Consider the following 18,632-nt stretch of genomic DNA (forward strand, 5'->3'; position numbering starts at 1 on the left):
GCCGCTTTCGCTGTCGCCGCCGCCTTCGCTGTCGCCGCCGCTTTCGCTGTCGCCGCCGCCTTCGCTGTCGCCGCCGCTTTCGCTGTCGCCGCCGCCTTCGCTGTCGCCGCCGCCTTCGCTGTCGCCGCCGCTTTCGCTGTCGCCGCCGCCTTCGTTGTCGCCGCCGCTTTCGTTATCACCACCGCCGTCTTGGGCGTAAACCGCAACTGGCGTCACAAAAGACAGCACAGCGACAGCAGGTACTCCGGAAAGCGCAATCACACTTGCAGTTGTCATCATTAATCTGGACAGAACACTCATTCTAATTCTCCTGTTTCAAAATGACTTACGCAGTGGCCCCAGCGTAGAGATGGCTTCCCCCACTGTTATGAAAGGCCAGAAGCGCGTCGAACCCAGCAGGAAATGGCCAAAAATAAGGCCAAACTGCGGCGAAAATGTGCCCGATTCAACTCTGGGAGTTGAACTGAAACGCTGCTCAATTATTGAGCGAAATCGGGGAATGGAGTTCACTGAGTCGCTTTTTTGCAAGCGCTCTGTCCTTTGCGGCAGGGTCGTGGTTCGCTGAAGACCCAAACTCATTGCCGGGATCAATGGAAGCAGTTGACCCTTCAAAACACCGCGCGTAATGCATGGCCCATGGAAAAGCAAAAGAAGCCCTCGCGTCAGCAAGTCTATACCCTTCTGGTCCAGATCGGCCGCAAGGATGGCGACGGGCTGCCGGACGGTGCGACCGGGGCGGCACTGATCTGCTACGCCAGTGGCGTGGATGAAGCCGAGGCTGTGCGCGAGACAGTGGCTATTCTAAAACAGGCCGACACCGCACCTTTGGATGTCACCGGCTATGGGACCCTGGCCGAACGTGAGGCACAGGGGCATGACATAGAACCGGACGAACGTGCCTTGATGCAGCGCGCGCTGGATGAAAACGCCGTGATCGTCGCGCAGATGACACCGTTTTTTGGAGACGAGGCGCAGGCCTAGTTCCGCATACCGAACCACTTGCGATAGATTTCGTCATAAGTTCTGTCTTCACGCAACGAAAGCAGGGCCTGGTTGACATCTTCGACCAGAGGCGACCCGGTCGGGAAAGCGATACCGTAGTTCTCGCGCAGGAAGACGCCTCCTGTCATCGATGCAATCCGCCGACCTTCATGGGCCGCATAGTAGGACAGGATCGGTGCATCGAATACCACAGCGTCAAGTTGCTTGGACTCGAACGCGTCCAGCATCTGTTCCAACCCGGGATAGCCGGTGAATTCGATCTCACGTCGGTTCAGAAAGTTTGCTGCAGTTGAGTTTGAGATTGTCCCGACACTCTTGCCATACAGGTCGTTCACGGAATTCACGCTGCCGGTGATCGCTTCCACGGTCATGACCGACGTGATGCGGGCCGTGAAAACTGACACAATGAACAGTGACGAAACAACCAGAACGACACCCAGAAGACGGCCGAAGGGCGTGCGCGGCATCCTCTCTTCGAAACCGCCATTCACGACAAGGTTCAGCGCCCACCAGAACGAGGGAAACCAGGCTTCGTTCAGCTTGCGGTCGAAATAGGGTTGGGCGCGGCGCTCAAAGCTCCACATCAGCATGCCACCGCCCAGCAGGATGGCGAATGCCAGGCCAATAGCGATGAACAGCTCTGTGGAGAAAAGCGCATGCAGAAGCGACGGCTGCCGCTTGGCTTCCGATGGCACCATGATCTGCAGACCCGCCTCAAAGATCGGTTGGGTGAAGTCCATTTGCGTTTCCCGCAGAGCAGTGATCGAGATATTGGCAACTGCAAGATCCGCAGATCCATCCCGCACCGCGTCCAGCATTTCCGAGAATGAATCGACCCGATTGACAGTGTAATCCCAGTTCAGCGACTCGGCCAACGCAGCAAGCAGATCCATCGAAAAGCCGGTTTCCGCACCGTTTTCGACATAGGAAAACGGGGGGCGGGTCACCGTTGTGACCGTGAGGGATTGTGCCATGCTCTGCTGTGCTAGGACGGCGAAAGTCAGGCAGATCAGTGCGAAGAATGCGCGCTTCATATTCATTCACCTGTTTCGCGGCCCAGTAACGCGATTGTACAGTGGGCCGCAAGATGGTCGTGGGTTAAATCGCTATGAATTATTAGGGTGTCGCTTTTATATCTTCTCAGTTGGTTGAAAGGTTTTTTTGTGGATTGGGGTTGGAAAACCGGCCAATTCGTTGAATCTGTGCGTGAACCCGCGAAAGACACTGTTTCAGAGGCCATTGCATGACCGATCCCGTTCAATTGACTGCCGATCTGATCCGTTGCCCATCGGTCACACCTGCCGAAGGCGGCGCGCTGCTTCTGCTCGAGGCGGTGCTGGCGGATGCCGGGTTTGAATGCACGCGTGTCGACCGCGGTGGCGTCAGCAACCTGTTCGCTCGGTGGGGCCAGAAAGGCCATTCTCGCAGCTTCGGGTTCAACGGTCACACGGACGTTGTTCCGGTCGGCGATGAGGCCGCTTGGACGATGCCGCCTTTTGGGGCCGAAATGCGGGATGGTGTGATGTATGGGCGCGGCGCAACGGATATGAAATCCGGTGTTGCGGCTTTTGCCGCTGCGGCAATCGATTTCGTACGTGACACACCGCCGGACGGCGCCATTATCCTGACCATAACCGGCGACGAGGAAGGCGATGCGCTGGATGGCACGACCGCCTTGCTCGATTACATGAACGGCGCGGATGAACGTATGTCAGTCTGCCTGGTGGGTGAGCCCACCTGCCCGAACAAGATGGGTGAAATGATGAAGATCGGCCGCCGCGGATCGATGACTGCGTGGTTTACGATCACAGGTGTTCAGGGCCATTCGGCCTATCCACATCGTGCCAAAAACCCTTTGCCAGCCATGGCACGGCTGATGGATCGGTTGGCGGGTCACGAACTGGATCAGGGCACGGATCACTTCGATGCTTCGACATTGGCAGTGGTGACAATCGACACCGGGAATGCGGCAACCAACGTAATCCCGGCGCAGTGCAAGGGAACAGTGAATATTCGATTCAATGATCTGCATTCCGGGGCCAACCTGAGTGATTGGCTGAAACTGGAGGCAGATCAGGTGGCCGCTCAGTTCGGCGTTGAAATAGATGCCAAAATCAAGATTTCAGGCGAAAGCTTTCTGACCCCGCCGGGGCCATTGTCGGATCTGGTGGCCAAGGCGGTGAAGGCAGAAACAGGCGCAACGCCCGAGCTTTCGACGACCGGTGGTACGTCGGACGCGCGTTTCATCAAGAACCACTGCCCGGTTATTGAGTTCGGTCTGGTCGGGCGTACGATGCATCAGGTCGACGAGTGTGTCGAGGTGGGCCAGATCGAACAGCTCAAGTCGATTTATACCCGTATCCTGACCGACTATTTCGCCTGACCCATGCAACGCACATTGGTGATCATGGTAAAGGAACCTCGTCCGGGCCGCGTCAAAACGCGGCTTGGACGAGAAATCGGCATGGTCGCAGCCGCGTGGTGGTTTCGGCACCAGACCCGGTCCTTGATCCGGCGGCTGCGCGATCCCAGCTGGCACATCGTGCTGGCCGTCTCGCCCGATCAGGAAGGTCTGAAAAGTCGCGTCTGGCCAGCTGACCTGCCGCGCGCGGCGCAGGGGCGTGGGGATCTGGGGGATCGTATGGCGCGGATGCTGCGCGGGATGCCCAAAGGTCCGGTTTGCCTGATCGGCGCGGATATACCAGGGATTTCGCGCCCCCATATTGCCCGTGCTTTCGATGCATTGGGGCATTCTCAAATGGTGTTTGGGCCAGCCCCAGATGGTGGCTATTGGCTGGTCGGAGCGCAACGGTATACAGGCTTGCCAGCGGGTCTGTTTCGCAATGTACGCTGGTCGTCGGAACACGCATTGGCTGACACGCTTGCTTCGATCCCAGACTGCCGTGTGTCTTTGCTTGATCAGTTGCGCGATGTCGATACGGTTTCCGATCTTAAGCCCTGAGGTTTTTTAGTCATGACGCGGTCGCAAACGCATGCTAGGCCGGACGTATGACTCGCATTCCTACCAAGCAAGAGGTCCTTGATTGGATCTCGGCGAACCCCACCCTGACCTCGAAACGCGATATCGCCAAGGCTTTTGGCATCAAGGGCGCGGATCGGATTGATCTTAAACGCATCCTCAAGGAGCTTGAGGCCGAAGGGCATCTTGAAAAACGCAAGCGCAGCTATCGCGACCCGGATCGTCTGCCGCCGGTCAGTGTGTTGCAGGTAAAAGCTCCGAATAAGGATGGAGACCTGTTTGCGCGGCCGCTGGAATGGCATGGCGAGGGGGTCGAGCCCGTCGTTTTGATCATTGCCCGCGCCAGTGACCCGGCGCTGGGCGAGGGTGACCGCATTCTGGCCCGTCTGACGGCCGTGCATGAGGAAGACCACAATTACGAAGCACGCCTGATCCGTCGTATCGGGACGAACCCTCGTAAAATTGTGGGTATCTTCCGGAAAGGAGCTGAAGGCGGGCGGATTGTTCCGATCGACAAGGCGGGCCAAACCGAATGGCTGGTCGCGGACGGAGCCGTTCTTGGGGCCAGGGACGGAGAACTGGTCGAGGCCGAACAAGCCGGACCGAAGAACCGCATGGGGCTGCCACGCGCGCGCATCATTGAACGGTTGGGTGATCCGACTGCGCCCAAGGCTGTTTCGTTGATCGCGATCCATCAGCATGGTATCCCGGATGATTTTCCTGACAAGGTGATTGTAGAGGCCGATCAGGCCAAACCCGCCGGCCTGACAGGGCGCGAGGATCTGCGGGATTTGCCGTTGCTGACCATCGACCCATCGGACGCGCGTGATCATGACGACGCCTGCTATGCCCATGCTGATGACGACCCGAAAAACCCGGGCGGCCATGTGATCTGGGTCGCGATTGCCGATGTGGCCGCCTATGTGCGCCCGGGCAGCGCGCTGGACCGCGAGGCGCGCAAGCGGGGCAATTCCAGCTATTTCCCCGACCGTGTCGTGCCGATGCTGCCCGACCGTCTGTCGGGTGATCTGTGTTCGCTGCACGAAGGCGTGCCGCGCGCCTGCATCGCGGTGCGGATGCAGATCGACGCCGATGGCAACAAGATCAGTCACCGGTTTGTGCGCGGTCTGATGCGCTCGGCCGCCTCGTTGAACTATACAGAAGTGCAGGAGGCCATTGACGGTAATCCGAACGACCGCACAGGGCCGTTGCTGGAAACGGTTCTGAAACCGCTCTACGCCGCGTATGACGCGCTGAAAAAGGCGCGATCCGCACGGCAGCCCTTGGAGTTGGACCTGCCTGAACGCAAGATCGTGCTCAGCGATACAGGTGAGGTCGAAAGCGTGGCTTTCCGCGACCGATTGGATGCGCATAAGCTGATCGAAGAATTCATGATCCTCGCCAATGTCGCAGCTGCCGAAACCCTGATCGCCAAGCGTCGCCCGCTATTGTTCCGCGTGCACGAGGAGCCCGCGCCCGAGAAGCTGGAAAGCTTGCGGGAAACGGCGCAGGCGGCAGGGTTGAACCTTGCTAAAGGGCAGGTGCTCCAGACCCGTCATCTGAACGCACTGCTGAATGCCGCCGCCGGGACTGAAGATGCTGAATTGATCAACCTCAGCACGTTACGGTCGATGGCGCAGGCCTATTACAACGCTGAGAACTTCGGCCATTTCGGTCTGGCACTGCGCAACTACGCGCATTTCACATCGCCCATCCGGCGTTATGCCGACCTGATCGTGCATCGCTCGCTGATCTCGGCCCATGGCTGGGGCGAGGACGGTCTGACCGAAGATGAAATCATGGGGCTGGACGAGACGGCCACGCATATCTCGGATACCGAGCGGCGTTCGATGATGGCTGAACGCGACACGACCGACCGCTATCTGGCCGCGTATCTCAGCGAGCGTGTGGGCAACGAATTCACCGGGCGGATCAGTGGTATTGCCCGGTTCGGGGCCTTTGTGAAAATGGACGAAACAGGCGCGGATGGTTTGGTGCCCGTGCGGTCTTTGGGGCGTGAATTCTTCCATTTTGATCGGGAGGCCGGAACGCTGATGGGTTCGGACACCGGACTGATCATCGCCATCGGCCAGCGGGTCACGGTGCGGCTGACCGAGGCGACGCCTGTGACCGGCGGGTTGGAACTGGAACTGCTGTCCATCGACGATCAGGCCCTGCCGCGCGGGCGCGGGCCTGCCAAGCGGTCGACGCGACGCAAGGCAGCCAGCACCAAGCGCAAGAAGGACAAGATCAAGCGCAAGGTAGAACGCAAGCGCCGTCAAAGATGATAGGTCAGTGCGCGGGCAATCAGCCAGCCATGGCGGGTTTTATCGATCTGGCCTGGGCCATCGAACAGAATGGCCCGGTTCCCGTCGATCCGGTCCTCTCCCGGGAAAGCTGAGGTGAAATCACCGATCAATCGGCTTTGGCAGTGTACGAACAGCGCGAAACCTGCAGATTTGTGAGCCCCCAGCCGGATCGTTGATCCTTTGGGGGCAAGGTAGGCGGGCTGGCCCCAGCGCAACTCCTCACGCAATGGATTGGCAGCGGGCAGAGAGTTTGCCGTTTCAAAGATCAGATCGCGAAGCGCCAGAGCCCCGACGCGTGCTTGCAGAGGCAGGGCTTCAAAGGCCGAGGCGACCGAGGGGTCATCAAACGGTTTCATGCAATCGGTATCGCCTGTTCCATCCGGTCCACGTAACTGTTCAACAGGTTATCCTGTTTGATCCTGCGGGTCAGTGGGGTATCTGCAGGCGTTGCACGCATAGCGGCGAGCATCGGGCCGACGCTCATGTCTGCTGATGTCGGTTGATCCGCCAGCAGGAAGCGGGATTGCCACAGATAGGCCGAGATCGACTCGAGATCGCGTTGGACCCGGTCCAGACGCTCGGACAACGAGAACCGTCCGATCCCTTGTGACGAGATCCCTTTCAGAACGGATTTTCGGATCGCATTGGACACCGGCTTTCGGATTATGGCTGGAATTCCAGTGAAAAAGGTTTCGCGAAGGATTGGCCAGACCTCATCATTGCCCCAGCGGTCCAGAACGATGTGGAAATACAGATGCTCTTCGGCCATGCGCACCAGCGCGCGGGATTGCGCTTTTTCCACATCCGAAAGCCCCTGATCGAACTCCGCCCCCTTCTGTTCCAGCCAATGGCGGATCAGATCGCTGTCCGGTATCAACCGCTCTGGCGTTCGCAGCACTGGTAGTTTTTGATGCGGCATTTTGCGCGGGTCAAGCATGTCCGAACGCTGCCAGACCTGACCGGAGTGTTGAAGCATCAAGGCTGTCTTGACGCAGAACGGGCTGGCGCTGAACAGCCCGAAGGCAGAAGGATAGGTGAGAAGGGTCAGCATCGCATGGCTCCGTATTTTTTTGACGTGCCAGATGAATAAACCGACCTAATGACAGTTCCTGTCACTAGGGGTAGGCTAGGGTTCATCATGTCCCGCACCGCCCGATTGTTCCAACTGATGCAAGCCCTGCGTTCTGGCCCATCGCCCAGAACGTCTGAACAGCTGGCACAGGATCTGGGTGTTTCTGCCAGAACAATTCACAGGGATATTGACGCGCTGCGTGGTCTGGGGGCCGTTATCGACGGTGAAGCGGGGTTTGGGTTCACTCTGATCGAAGATGCCACACTGCCGCCATTGGGTTTCACTGATGACGAGCTTGAGGCCCTTGTTCTCGGCCTTCGCGAAGTACAGGTGATTGGTGATCCTGCCTTGTCAGATGCAGCCAGCGCCGCCCTACGGAAATTGCAGGGGCGATTGCCACAGCGTCAGTCCCATCGTCTGAGCCACGCGGTTCTGGCGGCAACGCGCTTCAATCGCCCGCCCGCGCCGACAATCGACGTGGCCGTTTTGCGGCAGGCGACGTGGGACGAACGCGCGGTCGAGTTCTCGTACACGGACGCAAAAGGCGATGCCACACAAAGACGGATCAACCCGCTGAGCATCGTCTACATGGATCGATCAAATGTTTTGCTCGGCTGGTGCCACCTAAGACAGGATTTTCGCGTCTTCCGGTTGGATCGCATGCAGGACATGTCTGTGACAGATCAAAGCTTTAGACCGAACCGCGTGCCCATGCTGCGTGAGGTTTTGGCGCAAATCCGCGCAGAGCGCGACGCACAGGAGCGCGAAGTGGACGTCTGAGACTTTGTGATTCACCGATTTTGCGCTACCCTGAGGTTGAGCAGTAATCAGGAAAAATCGGAATGCATAAATGCGTAGGCGGCGTCATGACCGTCGCATTGTGGGCATCCATAGTGCAGGCGGAAACATCAGAAAACACGAAATGGCCAGACAGTGCAGTGTCCGGCGAAACGATCCAGCTGGCCTCGGCGGATGTGACGGTTTCGATCCGTCCGGTCCCGCGCCCGGCCGTTGAGGCTTTGCGGGTGTCCGCGGCAGTGACCGCACGGTTTCAGGCCTGGCTCGGTGCGTTTCAGAAACGCGCGCGACAGCAGGGCATAACGGAAAGAACGTTGAACAGGGTGTTCTCGGACATGACCTTTGACGAGGATATCCTGAAACGAGACCGCAATCAGGCGGAATTCTCGAAACCGATCTGGGAGTATCTGGATTCCGCAGTCTCGGACTCGCGCGTTTCCAATGGTCGTGCCGCCATGCAGGAACATCGGCAGGTGTTGAAGCAAATCGAGGCTGAATATGGCGTTGAAAAGGAAGTGGTCACGGCAATCTGGGGGCTGGAAACATCTTTCGGCTCTTATCGTGGCAGCAACCGGACGCTGAGTTCTCTGGCGACACTGGCCTTTGATGCGCGGCGGGCGCAGTTCTTTGAAACTCAGTTGATCGCCGCCCTGAGGATCGTGCAGGCAGGGGATGTCACTGCCGGAAACATGCTGGGCAGCTGGGCAGGCGCGATGGGGCACACGCAATTCATGCCGACCTCATATCTAGATCACGCGGTTGATTTTGATGGCGATGGTCGGCGTGACATCTGGTCGGACGACCCGACGGATGCTCTGGCCTCGGCCGCGTCCTATCTGGCGCAGCACGGATGGAAAAAGGGGCAGCCCTGGGGCGTTGAGGTGCGCTTGCCTGCCGATTTCGATTACGCTGCAGCCCGTCGTGACTATACCCTGCTGCCGTCTGCATGGGCCGCTCGGGGTGTAGTGGCCGGGAACGGCCAAGCCGTGCCGGATCATGGGAAGGCGGCGATTCTGCTTCCGGCAGGGGGGCAGGGCGTAGCGCTGATGATTTTTGACAATTTCAGCGTGATCGAGGCCTATAACGGTGCCGATGCCTATGTGATCGGTATCGGACATCTGTCCGACCGGCTTGCGGGTGGTGAACCGTTTCAGTCCGACTGGCCCCGAGGTGAGCGGGCGCTGAGCTTCACCGAGAAAAAAGAGTTGCAAACCCGGCTGACCCAGGCCGGGTTTGATACGAAGGGTGTCGATGGGCGCACCGGGCCGAACACCATCAATGCGGTCCGCGCTTACCAACTGGCGCGGGGCTTGATGCCGGACGGCTATCCAACTGCGGAACTTTTGCAGCGGCTTCGGTAGAAAAAATAGGGCGATCCAAACGGGTCGCCCCCTTGAAAAAGCCCGTTCTGATTTCAGGATGCGGCTTTCATCAGTCCCTGAGCGATGATCTCTGCCTGTGCTTCGTCCAGCGACTTGTGGATGCGCACGAACATTTCGTCGATATCCGCCGGGGTCAGGATCAGCGGCGGCGAGATGATCATACGGTCGCCCACATGGCGCATGATCAGATTGTTGGCAAAGCAGCGGTCTCGGCAGATATAGCCGACCGTGCCGGGCTCGGACGCGAACTTGGCGCGGCTGGCTTTGTCGGGGGTCAATGCGATGGACGCCATCATGCCAACGATCTTCGCCTCGCCCACCAGCGGGTGATCGGCCAGGGCTTCCCATTTCTCTTTCAGATAGGGGGCAGCAACACCGCGCACATGCTCGACGATCTTCTCTTCTTCGAGGATACGTAGGTTTTCCAAAGCCACAGCAGCCGCGACCGGATGGCCGGAATAGGTGTAACCGTGATTGAATTCGGTGCCGCCAATGACTTCGGCAATCTCGTCATTCACGATGGACCCGCCGATCGGTGCATAGCCCGAGCTGAGCCCCTTGGCGATGGTCATGATATGCGGTTTGATGCCCACGGTTTCGGATCCGAACCAGTTGCCGGTACGGCCGAACCCACAGATCACTTCGTCGGCAATCAGCAGGATATCGTATTTATCGCAGATACGCTGAATTTCCGGCCAGTATGTGTCCGGCGCCACGATTACACCGCCCGCGCCCTGAACCGGCTCGGCGATAAAGGCCGCAACACGGTCTTCACCCAGTTCCTGAATGGCTTCTTCCAGCTCGCGCGCGCGGGCCAGTCCGAACTCTTCGGGCGACATGTCGCCGCCTTCGGCCCACCAGTTCGGTTGGTTGATGTGGTGAATGTTCGGGATCGGAATGCCGCCCTGCGCGTGCATGCCTGCCATACCGCCCAGCGAAGCCGACCCGACGGAAGACCCGTGATACGCGTTTTTCCTGCTGATGATGATATTCTTGTCCGGCTGCCCCTTCTCGGCCCAATAGGTGCGTACAAGGCGGATGTTGGTATCGTTGGCCTCGGACCCGCCGGCTGCGAAGAAGACATGGTTCAGATCACCCGGTGCCAGCTCGGCGATCTTGGCGGCCAGTGCGATTGCGGGCACGTGGGTCGTCTTGAAGAAGGTGTTGTAGTAGGGCAGTTCTCGCATCTGACGCGCGGCGACATCGGCCAGCTCATCACGGCCATAGCCGATATTGACGCACCAAAGACCTGCCATAGCGTCCAGAATTTCCTCACCTTCGCTGTCGGTCAGGTAAACTCCACTGGCGCGTGTAATCACGCGTGCCCCTTCCTGTCCCAGCGCGCCATTGGCCGAGAAAGGATGGATGTGATGCGCCGCATCCAGCGCCTGCAATTCGGCGGTCGGCATATGGTTGGTTATGGTGGACATCGGAGAATCTCCTACAAGAACGCAGTTGCGGTTCACAATATGATCAAATTCACTGCTGTCAATCGAATCGGGTTGAGTTAGGTGGAAGTTAGGGCGTCCGCCATCAATTCCATGCCTTGCTCAATGTCCTGTGTCGTTGCTTTTGCGGCTTTTTCGGCGTCTCCGTTGCGCAAAGCGGCAATGATATCCTTGTGTCGATCCGGCAGACTTTGAGTTCCGAATCGGCCACATACGACACGCAGCGACGGACCGAACCGCAACCAAAGCCTTTCGGCCAGATCGCTAAGAATCGGTGCGTTTGCGTGTGAGTACAAGGTTTCGTGGAACGCCTGGTTCAGGCGCAGATATCCACCCACGTCTCCGTCGGCAATCATTCGGTCCAGATGCATGTCGAGACGCTCCAGATGATCAATATCTTCGGTTTGCAGATTCGACGTCGCGCGCCTTGAAAGCTCTGATTCTATTGCGGTTCTCGCAAATATCATTTCCTGGATGTCACCTGGTGAAAGCAGCGGAACACTCACGCGCCGATTGCCTTGAAACACCAATGCTCCATCCGAGATCAACCGGCGGATGGCTTCGCGTACCGGGGTCATGCCAACGCCAAGCGAATCAGTCAGGCCCTGGATCGTGACAGGCTGACCAGGAACCAATTCCCCGAAAAGGATCTGTGATCTGAGTTTTTGGTAAACCTGCTCATGCGCGGGCTGTTTCCCATTGTCGATTGTCGACGCAGATGCCTTATTTTTGATCAAATCCAATTGGTTCTTCCTATTTCGACTAACCCTGACTTGTCAGGTGACAGACCTCGTGAAACCATACGCTGGATCGAGGAAAAACGCAAAACTTGATCAAATCTAAAAAAACGGGAAAATAGCCGTACACTTGCAGGGAGAAGAATATGACAATCAAAACGCTGACCATGACAGCGGTCATCGCATTGGGGACTTCGGCGGCATTCGCCGAAGAGGTGCGTGTATATAACTGGTCCGACTACATCGACGAAGAATTGCTGAGCAAATTCGAAGAAGAAACCGGTCTGACTCTGATCTACGATGTGTTCGACAGCAACGAGGTTCTGGAAACCAAGATGCTGGCCGGTGGTTCGGGATACGACGTGGTGGTGCCATCGGGCACATTCCTGCAGCGCCAGATTCAGGCGGGCGCGTTTCAGGAACTGGATATGGCCATGTTGCCGAATGCTGGAAATCTGTGGGACGTGATCCAGGAACGCACCGCAGGATATGATCCGAACAATGCCTACTCGATCAACTACATGTGGGGAACAACGGGCATCGGTGTGAACGTCGACAAAGTCAAAGAAGTCTTGGGTGACGACGTGGCCCTGAACAGCATGGATTTGGTTCTGAAACCGGAGAACATGGAAAAGCTGGCCTCGTGTGGCGTTCATTTCCTTGATGCTCCAGCCGAAATGATACCGATGGCCTTGCAGTACATCGGTGAAGACCCCGACAGCCACGACCCGGAAGTGATCAAGAAGGTCGAAGACGTTCTGACAAGCGTTCGTCCCTACATCCAGAAGTTTCACAGCTCGGAATATATCAACGCGCTGGCAAATGGTGATATTTGCGTAGCCGTGGGTTGGTCCGGAGATATTCTGCAGGCGCGGGATCGCGCGGCCGAAGCCGACAACGGTGTGAACATCGAATATCATCCGTTCGCAGAAGGCTCGTTGATGTGGTTCGACCAGATGGCAATTCCTGCCGACGCGCCGAATCCAGATGGTGCGCACAAGTTCCTGAATTTCATTCTGGATGCCAACAACATGGCCGCTGCGTCCAACTATGTGTACTACGCCAACGGCAACATGGCGTCTCAGGAGTTTCTTGAGGAAGATGTGATCGGTGATCCGGCAATATATCCGGATGAAGCTACGATGCAAAACCTGTACATCACGACTCCGTACCCCGCGAAAACACAGCGGGTCGTGACCCGTCTTTGGACCAAGATCAAGTCAGGCACCTGATCCGGTTTATAAGCGCGGGGCGGTAACCAGACCGCCCCGCCGCACTATTGTCCAAACTGACCATGCGGGGGCTGCTTTGAATTCTGATGTCTTTGCGCCGTGGGAAGACCCACAGGCGAAACCTTTGATCCAGTTCCAGAACGTGACCAAGCGCTTTGGTGAGTTCACCGCGATCGACAACCTGTCGCTGGATATCTTCGAAAAAGAATTCTTTGCTTTGCTCGGCCCTTCAGGGTGCGGCAAAACAACGATGATGCGGATGCTGGCCGGGTTCGAGACCCCGACCGAAGGCCATATCCTGCTGGGCGGGCAGGATATCGACCCCATCCCGCCAAACAAGCGGGCCGTGAACATGATGTTCCAGTCCTATGCCCTGTTCCCGCATCTCAGTGTCTGGGAAAACATCGCCTTTGGTCTGCGACGGGACAAAATGCCCAAGCACGATCTGGAAGACCGGGTGGAAGAAATGCTGCGCCTGACCCGGCTGGAACAGTTTGCCCGTCGCAAACCCCATCAGATCTCGGGTGGTCAGAGGCAGCGCGTGGCACTGGCGCGCTCATTGGCCAAAGCGCCCAAGCTTCTGCTGCTGGATGAACCGTTGGGTGCGCTGGACAAAAAACTACGACAAGATACCCAGTTCGAGCTGATGGATATTCAGGAGAAGACGGGTACCACCTTCGTCATCGTCACCCACGATCAGGAAGAGGCTATGACAGTCGCCAGCCGTGTCGCGGTGATGGATCAGGGCCAGTTAAAGCAAGTGGCCACACCGGATCGCATATATGAAAACCCTGAATCTGTTTATGTCGCTGATTTCATAGGAGATGTGAACATCATCGAAGGCCGCGCCACTCCATCCGGAGAGGACGCTTACCAGATCGTTTGGGCCGAAGGTCAGGCCCCTTTGACGGCATCATCGCCTGCTGGTTTCTCAGACGGTCAGTCCTGCCATCTGGCGATCCGCCCCGAGAAAGTGACGATCTCTGCCGAACGGCCCGTTGATGCGGTCAACGCTATTCAGGGCAAGGTTCACGACATTGCCTATCTGGGCAATCTGTCCACATATCACGTTGAATTGGCAAACGGCACGATCATCAAGGCACAGACGGCCAACACCCGTCGCATCTCGCGTCGTTCGTTCACCTGGGAAGACCCGGTCTGGCTGTCCTGGACAGCCACGGCTGCGGTTCTGCTGGCCAACTGATGCGCCGTGCCATTCTGATCGCCATTCCTTACGTCTGGCTGTTGGCTCTGTTTCTGGTGCCGTTCTTCATCGTTCTGAAGATTTCGCTGTCGGACATCGCCCTGGCCATCCCGCCTTATACGCCAACTTTGGACCTGTCCGCTGGCTGGACGGGGATCAAAGATTTCTTCGGGCAACTGGACTTCGAGAACTATGTCTGGCTGACGGAAGACGACCTGTATTGGAAAGCCTACCTGTCCAGCGTGAAGATCGCTTTGATTTCGACCTTCCTGACCCTGTTGGTGGGTTACCCAATGGCCTACGGTATGGCCCGGGCACCTCAGGAATGGCGACCGACACTGATGATGCTGGTTATCCTGCCCTTCTGGACCTCATTCCTGATCCGGGTTTACGCGTGGATGGGTATTCTGTCGAACGAAGGGTATCTCAACCAGATTTTGCTGTGGACCGGTATAATCTCGACCCCGTTGACGATCCTGAACACTTCGACCGCCGTCTATATTGGCATCGTTTACACTTATCTGCCCTTCATGATCCTGCCGATCTATTCGGCGTTGGAGCGTATGGACGGATCGCTGATCGAGGCGGCGGAGGATCTGGGATGTTCTCGTTTTCAGGCCTTCTGGCTGGTGACCATTCCACTGTCCAAGCCTGGCATCATCGCGGGGTGTTTCCTTGTGATGATCCCCGTGATCGGTGAATTCGTGATCCCATCACTTCTGGGTGGTTCGGGTACGCTGATGATCGGCAAGGTTCTGTGGGAAGAGTTCTTTTCGAACCGTGACTGGCCGGTTGCAAGTGCGGTGGCCATCGTACTGCTGCTGATTCTCGTCATTCCTATCGTGCTGTTTCAGCGCAACCAGCAGAAACAGGCGGAGGCAGAGGGATGAACAGATTAAGTTGGTTCAACACGGTTTCGCTGACGCTGGGATTTGCTTTTCTGTACATCCCGATGATCATCCTGATCATCTTCAGCTTCAACGAAAGCAAGCTGGTCACGGTCTGGGCCGGGTTTTCGACGAAGTGGTACGGAGAGCTTCTTCAGAACGAGGCGTTCCTGGATGCCGCCTGGGTCACGATCCGGGTCGCGGTCTTTTCGTCGACGCTGGCTACGATTCTGGGAACGGCCGCCGCTTATGTGATGGTCCGCAGCGGGCGCTTTTTTGGCCGGACACTGTTTTCCGGCATGATCTATGCGCCGCTGGTGATGCCTGAAGTGATCACCGGCCTGTCGCTGCTACTGCTGTTTATCGGCATCGGCCTGGATCGGGGTATTCTGACCATCGTTCTGGCACACACGACTTTCTCGATGTGTTTCGTTTCGGTTGTCGTATCCTCGCGCCTCATAACTTTTGATCGCTCGCTGGAAGAGGCTGCGCTGGACCTTGGATGCTCGCCCGCGCAAGCCTTCCGTCTTGTCACCCTGCCGATCATCGCACCTGCGGTAATCTCGGGCTGGTTGCTGGCCTTCACCTTGTCACTTGATGATCTGGTGATTGCATCGTTCACTTCGGGGCCGTCGGCAACGACATTGCCGATCAAGATATTCTCGGCCGTGCGCCTTGGCGTCAGCCCGGAAATCAACGCGCTGTCGACGATCATGATCGCTGTGGTGACAGTCGGGGTAATCACGGCTTCGCTTGTGACCAAACGCGCGATGGTGCGGCAGCAGCAGGACGAAATGGCCGCAGCGCGCACCGAATGAAGCGGATATTTCCAGACTACGCCTATGGCAGCGAACCTCGCGACGGCTGCTGGTGGGACGAAACTGTTGCCAGCCCGGATTGGCCAAAGGTTCAAGGCGGCATGCATGTGGATGTGGCCATCATCGGTGGCGGATTTACAGGCGTTTCTGCTGCCCTGCATTTGGCTAAGAACGCTTCGGTTGCGGTGTTCGAAGCTGGCGCGCCGGGGTGGGGTGCTTCGGGCCGCAATGGTGGGTTTTGCTGTCTTGGGGGTTCAAAACTTGGCCACGAATCCATGGAGCGTCGATTTGGCCGCGACGCCGCTCGGGACTATGCGAAAGCGGAACAGGCAGCGGTTCAACTGGTCGCTGATCTGTTGGCGCAGCATCAAATCGATGCGGATACCCACTCCAACGGGGAAACCCAAATGGCGCATTCCAAAAGGGCAATGGACGTGTTGCGCCGGAATGCCGACGAGACGGGAACCCTGCACGAAGCCGGAGACCTGCCTGCGAAGGGCATGGGTGGCGCGTTTCATGGTGCCTACACTTCGCCGATCGGTTTCGGATTGAATCCCCGCAAATATCTGTTCGGGATTGCCCGAGCCGCCGAAGCAATGGGCGCATATCTGTTCCAGAAATCCCCGGTTCTGAACGTTGAAAAAACGGCGTCCGGCTTTGTGTTGCAAACGCAGAGCGGGCCAGTCAAAGCGCAGGCGGTGTTGGTGTGTACCAACGGATATTCCAGCGAGGATATCCCGGCCTGGATGTCCGGACGATACATGCCTGCACAGTCGACCGTTATGGTAACGCGTCCCCTTGGTCGAGCCGAGCAAGTGGCACAAGGGTGGACTACGGATCAGATGTGCTATGATACGCGCAATCTGTTGCACTATTTTCGCCTGATGCCTGACGGGCGCTTTCTGTTTGGGATGAGAGGCGGCTTGCGGTCATCGGCCGTGGCTGAAGCGGCCATTCGGCAAAAGGTCCAGCAGGATTTCAAACATATGTTTCCTGCTTGGTCGACGGTCGAGGTCACTCATATCTGGTCCGGTTTGGTGTGCCTGTCACGGGCCCTGACACCTTTCGTCGGCCCCGTTCCGGAACAACCGGGGATGTTTGCCGGGTTTGCATATCACGGCAATGGCGTCGCCATGGGCACGTACTGTGGTCGAGCATTGGCGCGCTTGGTTCTGGGGCAGGACGCTGGGCCGCCAGCCGTGATGACGCAAAAACCAGGTCAGTTTCCATTGGGTCGCTGGCGCCGTGTGCTCATGCCGCCAGCCTACGCCATGCTGGCGCTGGCCGACCTGCGATGAGGCGGGGCGTTACAGAATTGCGGTTTCCAAATTCAACCCTGTCACATAGTCGGGCGCACCATTTTCGGCGCGCCAGAGGCAATACGTTGCCATGCGCCACGCATACCACGGTTTGAGCTGTAGATAGCGCGCGACGATTTCGGGTCTGCCGTAGGCGGAAAGAAACTGGTCTTCCTCTTTCTTCGACAGCGGTGAGCCTCGGTAAAGTTGCTGCATCGCAGGCGACAAAAAGAGCGCAAGGTCTTCGCAAGGATCGCCAAGGGCTGGGCATTGCCAGTCGATCAAAGTCAGACCACCGGTCGCCACCAGGATGTTACCTGCCACGGGGTCGCCATGGATCAGACAAGTCTGTTCCGTAGGTGTGACAGAGGTTGAAGGTTGCAAATCTGCGAGTTTGCCACGCGTGTTTGACGTACAGCCCTGCAGAATTCTGTTTCCATGAGCTCGCAAGTCTTCGCTGCCATTGCATCCGACTGGCGCCTGGACGGCGATGGACAGGGAATGAAGCTTGCGCAGCAAGGCACCGACCTGGGCTGACCCCTGCCGCCAGGGTGCTCCCGGTGCGTGGTCGTAAAACACCCAACTGGCTTCATTGTATTGCCCTGTGGCACGCAGCCTTGGCACGAAACCAGTGGTGCCAAACGCCTTCAGGCATTGGACTTCCAACTCTGCATCATTTCGAAACAATGGATTGCGCAATGCTGTGCTGTAGAGTTTCAGGACCTTGTCGCTTGCGCGGCCCTTGACCTTCCAGACCCTGTTGGTGCGCCCGCCGTACAAGGTCTCGAACCGAGGATGTGCGTTGACCAATGCTTGCGCATGGAGATGGTCAACCAGATCTCGAGGGGGGGCAGACAGGTTGGGCAGAGGTTCCATCACTTTTTCTGGCGAGTCGATTTGCCAAGCTTTGGCCTGTCCGGCCCGGTAGATCAAGCACCAGTTCTGACCGCAGTGACATGAGTTGCGGGAATTACCTGACCGCCTTGCAGGGTCAATAAAACAGCATCGACGCCTACCTGTGCTTCGATGACGCGACCGTAGGTGGCGACAGGTTTCTCGGAGAGCAACTCATCGCCTTTGTAGCATTCAAGGGTTGCAGTGTAGTTGCCTGATGCCATTGGATTGCCTGAAGAATCCACCCCCGCCCAAACAAACTCCTCAGTCGTCGTGGGCACAGTGACTTTATCGATCACCGTACCGTCACTGTCGCGGATCACCAATTTGGTTGCGTCCGCATCAGGGTCGGCCTGAGCAAACAGTGTCACCGGCTGGCCTTCAAAGTGAAAGGCCGAGGTTGAGCGGACGTCCATGCCCACCCAGCTTGCAAGTTCGTTCAGTTTCGTACCGCCCAATGCGTTGGCCAAGGTGGACAAGAGGTCATTGGTCTGGACTTCGGTAACGGAGCCGTCCCAGTCAAGCGGTTTTGCGCATCATGATTGATCCGCCAAGGCGGTGTAGCTGTACC

General features: G+C 57.6%; 19 protein-coding genes. 11 read left to right on the top strand and 8 right to left on the bottom strand.

All coding sequences use genetic code 11. The features are described from left to right. A partial coding sequence (locus AC2FFA_RS22200) for a hypothetical protein (protein ID WP_496853278.1) occupies window positions 1-300 on the bottom strand: 300 nt, incomplete at its 3' end. A gap of 336 nt (window positions 301-636) precedes the next feature. Here AC2FFA_RS22200 and AC2FFA_RS22205 point away from each other — a divergent pair. Next, complete coding sequence (locus tag AC2FFA_RS22205) at window positions 637-981, top strand: DUF8846 family protein (protein ID WP_117871945.1); 345 nt, start codon at window positions 637-639, stop codon at window positions 979-981. Here the strand turns inward: AC2FFA_RS22205 and AC2FFA_RS22210 are convergent. Beyond that, entirely contained in the window at window positions 978-2,036 is a 1,059-nt protein-coding gene (locus AC2FFA_RS22210; RefSeq protein ID WP_299901082.1) for a transporter substrate-binding domain-containing protein, read from the bottom strand. The two genes, AC2FFA_RS22205 and AC2FFA_RS22210, sit on opposite strands and share 4 nt — an antisense overlap. Before the next feature lie 209 nt (window positions 2,037-2,245). On the opposite strand from AC2FFA_RS22210, the gene dapE reads away from it, so the two are divergent. The 3 genes from dapE to rnr are packed head-to-tail and all read left to right on the top strand — an operon-like array spanning window position 2,246 to window position 6,270. Next, a complete protein-coding gene (gene dapE, locus AC2FFA_RS22215) occupies window positions 2,246-3,385 on the top strand; it encodes a succinyl-diaminopimelate desuccinylase (protein ID WP_496853279.1) in 1,140 nt (379 codons plus the stop codon). A 3-nt stretch (window positions 3,386-3,388) separates the two neighbouring features. Then, window positions 3,389-3,964, top strand: coding sequence for a TIGR04282 family arsenosugar biosynthesis glycosyltransferase (locus tag AC2FFA_RS22220; protein WP_496853280.1), 576 nt, complete (start codon window positions 3,389-3,391; stop codon window positions 3,962-3,964). 47 nt (window positions 3,965-4,011) lie between these two features. Continuing rightward, window positions 4,012-6,270 (top strand): ribonuclease R, encoded by a 2,259-nt coding sequence (rnr, locus tag AC2FFA_RS22225; RefSeq protein WP_496853281.1) that lies wholly within the window; start codon window positions 4,012-4,014, stop codon window positions 6,268-6,270. Here rnr and AC2FFA_RS22230 read toward each other — a convergent pair. Continuing rightward, window positions 6,261-6,647: a DUF1801 domain-containing protein gene (locus AC2FFA_RS22230; RefSeq protein ID WP_496853282.1), complete on the bottom strand. Its 387-nt coding sequence runs from the start codon at window positions 6,645-6,647 to the stop codon at window positions 6,261-6,263. The genes rnr and AC2FFA_RS22230 overlap by 10 nt on opposite strands. Continuing rightward, window positions 6,644-7,342 (bottom strand): glutathione S-transferase family protein, encoded by a 699-nt coding sequence (locus AC2FFA_RS22235; protein WP_496853283.1) that lies wholly within the window; start codon window positions 7,340-7,342, stop codon window positions 6,644-6,646. Before AC2FFA_RS22235 ends, AC2FFA_RS22230 begins: the two co-directional genes overlap by 4 nt. An 87-nt stretch (window positions 7,343-7,429) precedes the next feature. On the opposite strand from AC2FFA_RS22235, the gene AC2FFA_RS22240 reads away from it, so the two are divergent. After that, on the top strand, window positions 7,430-8,143 hold the full coding sequence (locus AC2FFA_RS22240; protein ID WP_117871958.1) for a helix-turn-helix transcriptional regulator: 714 nt from the start codon (window positions 7,430-7,432) through the stop codon (window positions 8,141-8,143). Between the two features lie 62 nt (window positions 8,144-8,205). Continuing rightward, a complete protein-coding gene (locus tag AC2FFA_RS22245) occupies window positions 8,206-9,522 on the top strand; it encodes a lytic murein transglycosylase (RefSeq protein ID WP_496853284.1) in 1,317 nt (438 codons plus the stop codon). Between the two features lie 53 nt (window positions 9,523-9,575). On the opposite strand, the gene AC2FFA_RS22250 is transcribed toward AC2FFA_RS22245, so the two are convergent. Both AC2FFA_RS22250 and AC2FFA_RS22255 read right to left on the bottom strand, forming a co-directional pair. Further along, a complete protein-coding gene (locus AC2FFA_RS22250) occupies window positions 9,576-10,973 on the bottom strand; it encodes an aspartate aminotransferase family protein (RefSeq protein ID WP_496853285.1) in 1,398 nt (465 codons plus the stop codon). Between the two features lie 77 nt (window positions 10,974-11,050). Next, window positions 11,051-11,734, bottom strand: a complete 684-nt coding sequence (locus AC2FFA_RS22255) for a GntR family transcriptional regulator (protein WP_117871965.1) — start codon at window positions 11,732-11,734, stop codon at window positions 11,051-11,053. A 140-nt stretch (window positions 11,735-11,874) separates the two neighbouring features. Between AC2FFA_RS22255 and AC2FFA_RS22260 the strand changes: the two genes are divergently transcribed. The 5 genes from AC2FFA_RS22260 (at window position 11,875) to AC2FFA_RS22280 (ending at window position 17,167) form a co-directional block, all read left to right on the top strand. After that, window positions 11,875-12,960, top strand: a complete 1,086-nt coding sequence (locus tag AC2FFA_RS22260; protein WP_496853286.1) for a polyamine ABC transporter substrate-binding protein — start codon at window positions 11,875-11,877, stop codon at window positions 12,958-12,960. Window positions 12,961-13,036: 76 nt separating this feature from the next. Further along, window positions 13,037-14,164 carry an ABC transporter ATP-binding protein gene (locus tag AC2FFA_RS22265; RefSeq protein ID WP_496853287.1) on the top strand — a complete coding sequence of 376 codons (1,128 nt, stop codon included), beginning with the start codon at window positions 13,037-13,039 and terminating at the stop codon, window positions 14,162-14,164. Beyond that, complete coding sequence (locus AC2FFA_RS22270) at window positions 14,164-15,054, top strand: ABC transporter permease subunit (protein ID WP_299638174.1); 891 nt, start codon at window positions 14,164-14,166, stop codon at window positions 15,052-15,054. Before AC2FFA_RS22265 ends, AC2FFA_RS22270 begins: the two co-directional genes overlap by 1 nt. Beyond that, window positions 15,051-15,869: an ABC transporter permease gene (locus tag AC2FFA_RS22275; RefSeq protein ID WP_117871973.1), complete on the top strand. Its 819-nt coding sequence runs from the start codon at window positions 15,051-15,053 to the stop codon at window positions 15,867-15,869. The genes AC2FFA_RS22270 and AC2FFA_RS22275 overlap by 4 nt, the downstream gene beginning before the upstream one ends. Continuing rightward, entirely contained in the window at window positions 15,866-17,167 is a 1,302-nt protein-coding gene (locus AC2FFA_RS22280; RefSeq protein WP_117871975.1) for an NAD(P)/FAD-dependent oxidoreductase, read from the top strand. The genes AC2FFA_RS22275 and AC2FFA_RS22280 overlap by 4 nt, the downstream gene beginning before the upstream one ends. Before the next feature lie 9 nt (window positions 17,168-17,176). Here AC2FFA_RS22280 and AC2FFA_RS22285 read toward each other — a convergent pair whose 3' ends face one another. Together AC2FFA_RS22285 and AC2FFA_RS22290 are read right to left on the bottom strand one after the other, a co-directional pair. Beyond that, window positions 17,177-18,043, bottom strand: a complete 867-nt coding sequence (locus AC2FFA_RS22285; protein ID WP_117872949.1) for an aminoglycoside phosphotransferase family protein — start codon at window positions 18,041-18,043, stop codon at window positions 17,177-17,179. A gap of 53 nt (window positions 18,044-18,096) precedes the next feature. Continuing rightward, complete coding sequence (locus AC2FFA_RS22290; protein ID WP_496853288.1) at window positions 18,097-18,540, bottom strand: FlgD immunoglobulin-like domain containing protein; 444 nt, start codon at window positions 18,538-18,540, stop codon at window positions 18,097-18,099. Window positions 18,541-18,632: the final 92 nt, after the last annotated feature.

The sequence above is a fragment of the Ruegeria sp. YTSB088 genome, assembly GCF_059609825.1.

Coding starts and splice junctions, on each gene's coding strand:
- AC2FFA_RS22230 (WP_496853282.1), bottom strand. CDS start 6,647: ATGAAACCGTTTGATGACCCCTCGGTCGCCTCGGCCTTTGAAGCCCTG.
- AC2FFA_RS22275 (WP_117871973.1), top strand. CDS start 15,051: ATGAACAGATTAAGTTGGTTCAACACGGTTTCGCTGACGCTGGGATTT.
- AC2FFA_RS22240 (WP_117871958.1), top strand. CDS start 7,430: ATGTCCCGCACCGCCCGATTGTTCCAACTGATGCAAGCCCTGCGTTCT.
- AC2FFA_RS22270 (WP_299638174.1), top strand. CDS start 14,164: ATGCGCCGTGCCATTCTGATCGCCATTCCTTACGTCTGGCTGTTGGCT.
- AC2FFA_RS22285 (WP_117872949.1), bottom strand. CDS start 18,043: ATGGAACCTCTGCCCAACCTGTCTGCCCCCCCTCGAGATCTGGTTGAC.
- AC2FFA_RS22245 (WP_496853284.1), top strand. CDS start 8,206: ATGCATAAATGCGTAGGCGGCGTCATGACCGTCGCATTGTGGGCATCC.
- dapE (WP_496853279.1), top strand. CDS start 2,246: ATGACCGATCCCGTTCAATTGACTGCCGATCTGATCCGTTGCCCATCG.
- AC2FFA_RS22280 (WP_117871975.1), top strand. CDS start 15,866: ATGAAGCGGATATTTCCAGACTACGCCTATGGCAGCGAACCTCGCGAC.
- AC2FFA_RS22260 (WP_496853286.1), top strand. CDS start 11,875: ATGACAATCAAAACGCTGACCATGACAGCGGTCATCGCATTGGGGACT.
- rnr (WP_496853281.1), top strand. CDS start 4,012: ATGACTCGCATTCCTACCAAGCAAGAGGTCCTTGATTGGATCTCGGCG.
- AC2FFA_RS22235 (WP_496853283.1), bottom strand. CDS start 7,342: ATGCTGACCCTTCTCACCTATCCTTCTGCCTTCGGGCTGTTCAGCGCC.
- AC2FFA_RS22205 (WP_117871945.1), top strand. CDS start 637: ATGGAAAAGCAAAAGAAGCCCTCGCGTCAGCAAGTCTATACCCTTCTG.
- AC2FFA_RS22250 (WP_496853285.1), bottom strand. CDS start 10,973: ATGTCCACCATAACCAACCATATGCCGACCGCCGAATTGCAGGCGCTG.
- AC2FFA_RS22210 (WP_299901082.1), bottom strand. CDS start 2,036: ATGAAGCGCGCATTCTTCGCACTGATCTGCCTGACTTTCGCCGTCCTA.
- AC2FFA_RS22220 (WP_496853280.1), top strand. CDS start 3,389: ATGCAACGCACATTGGTGATCATGGTAAAGGAACCTCGTCCGGGCCGC.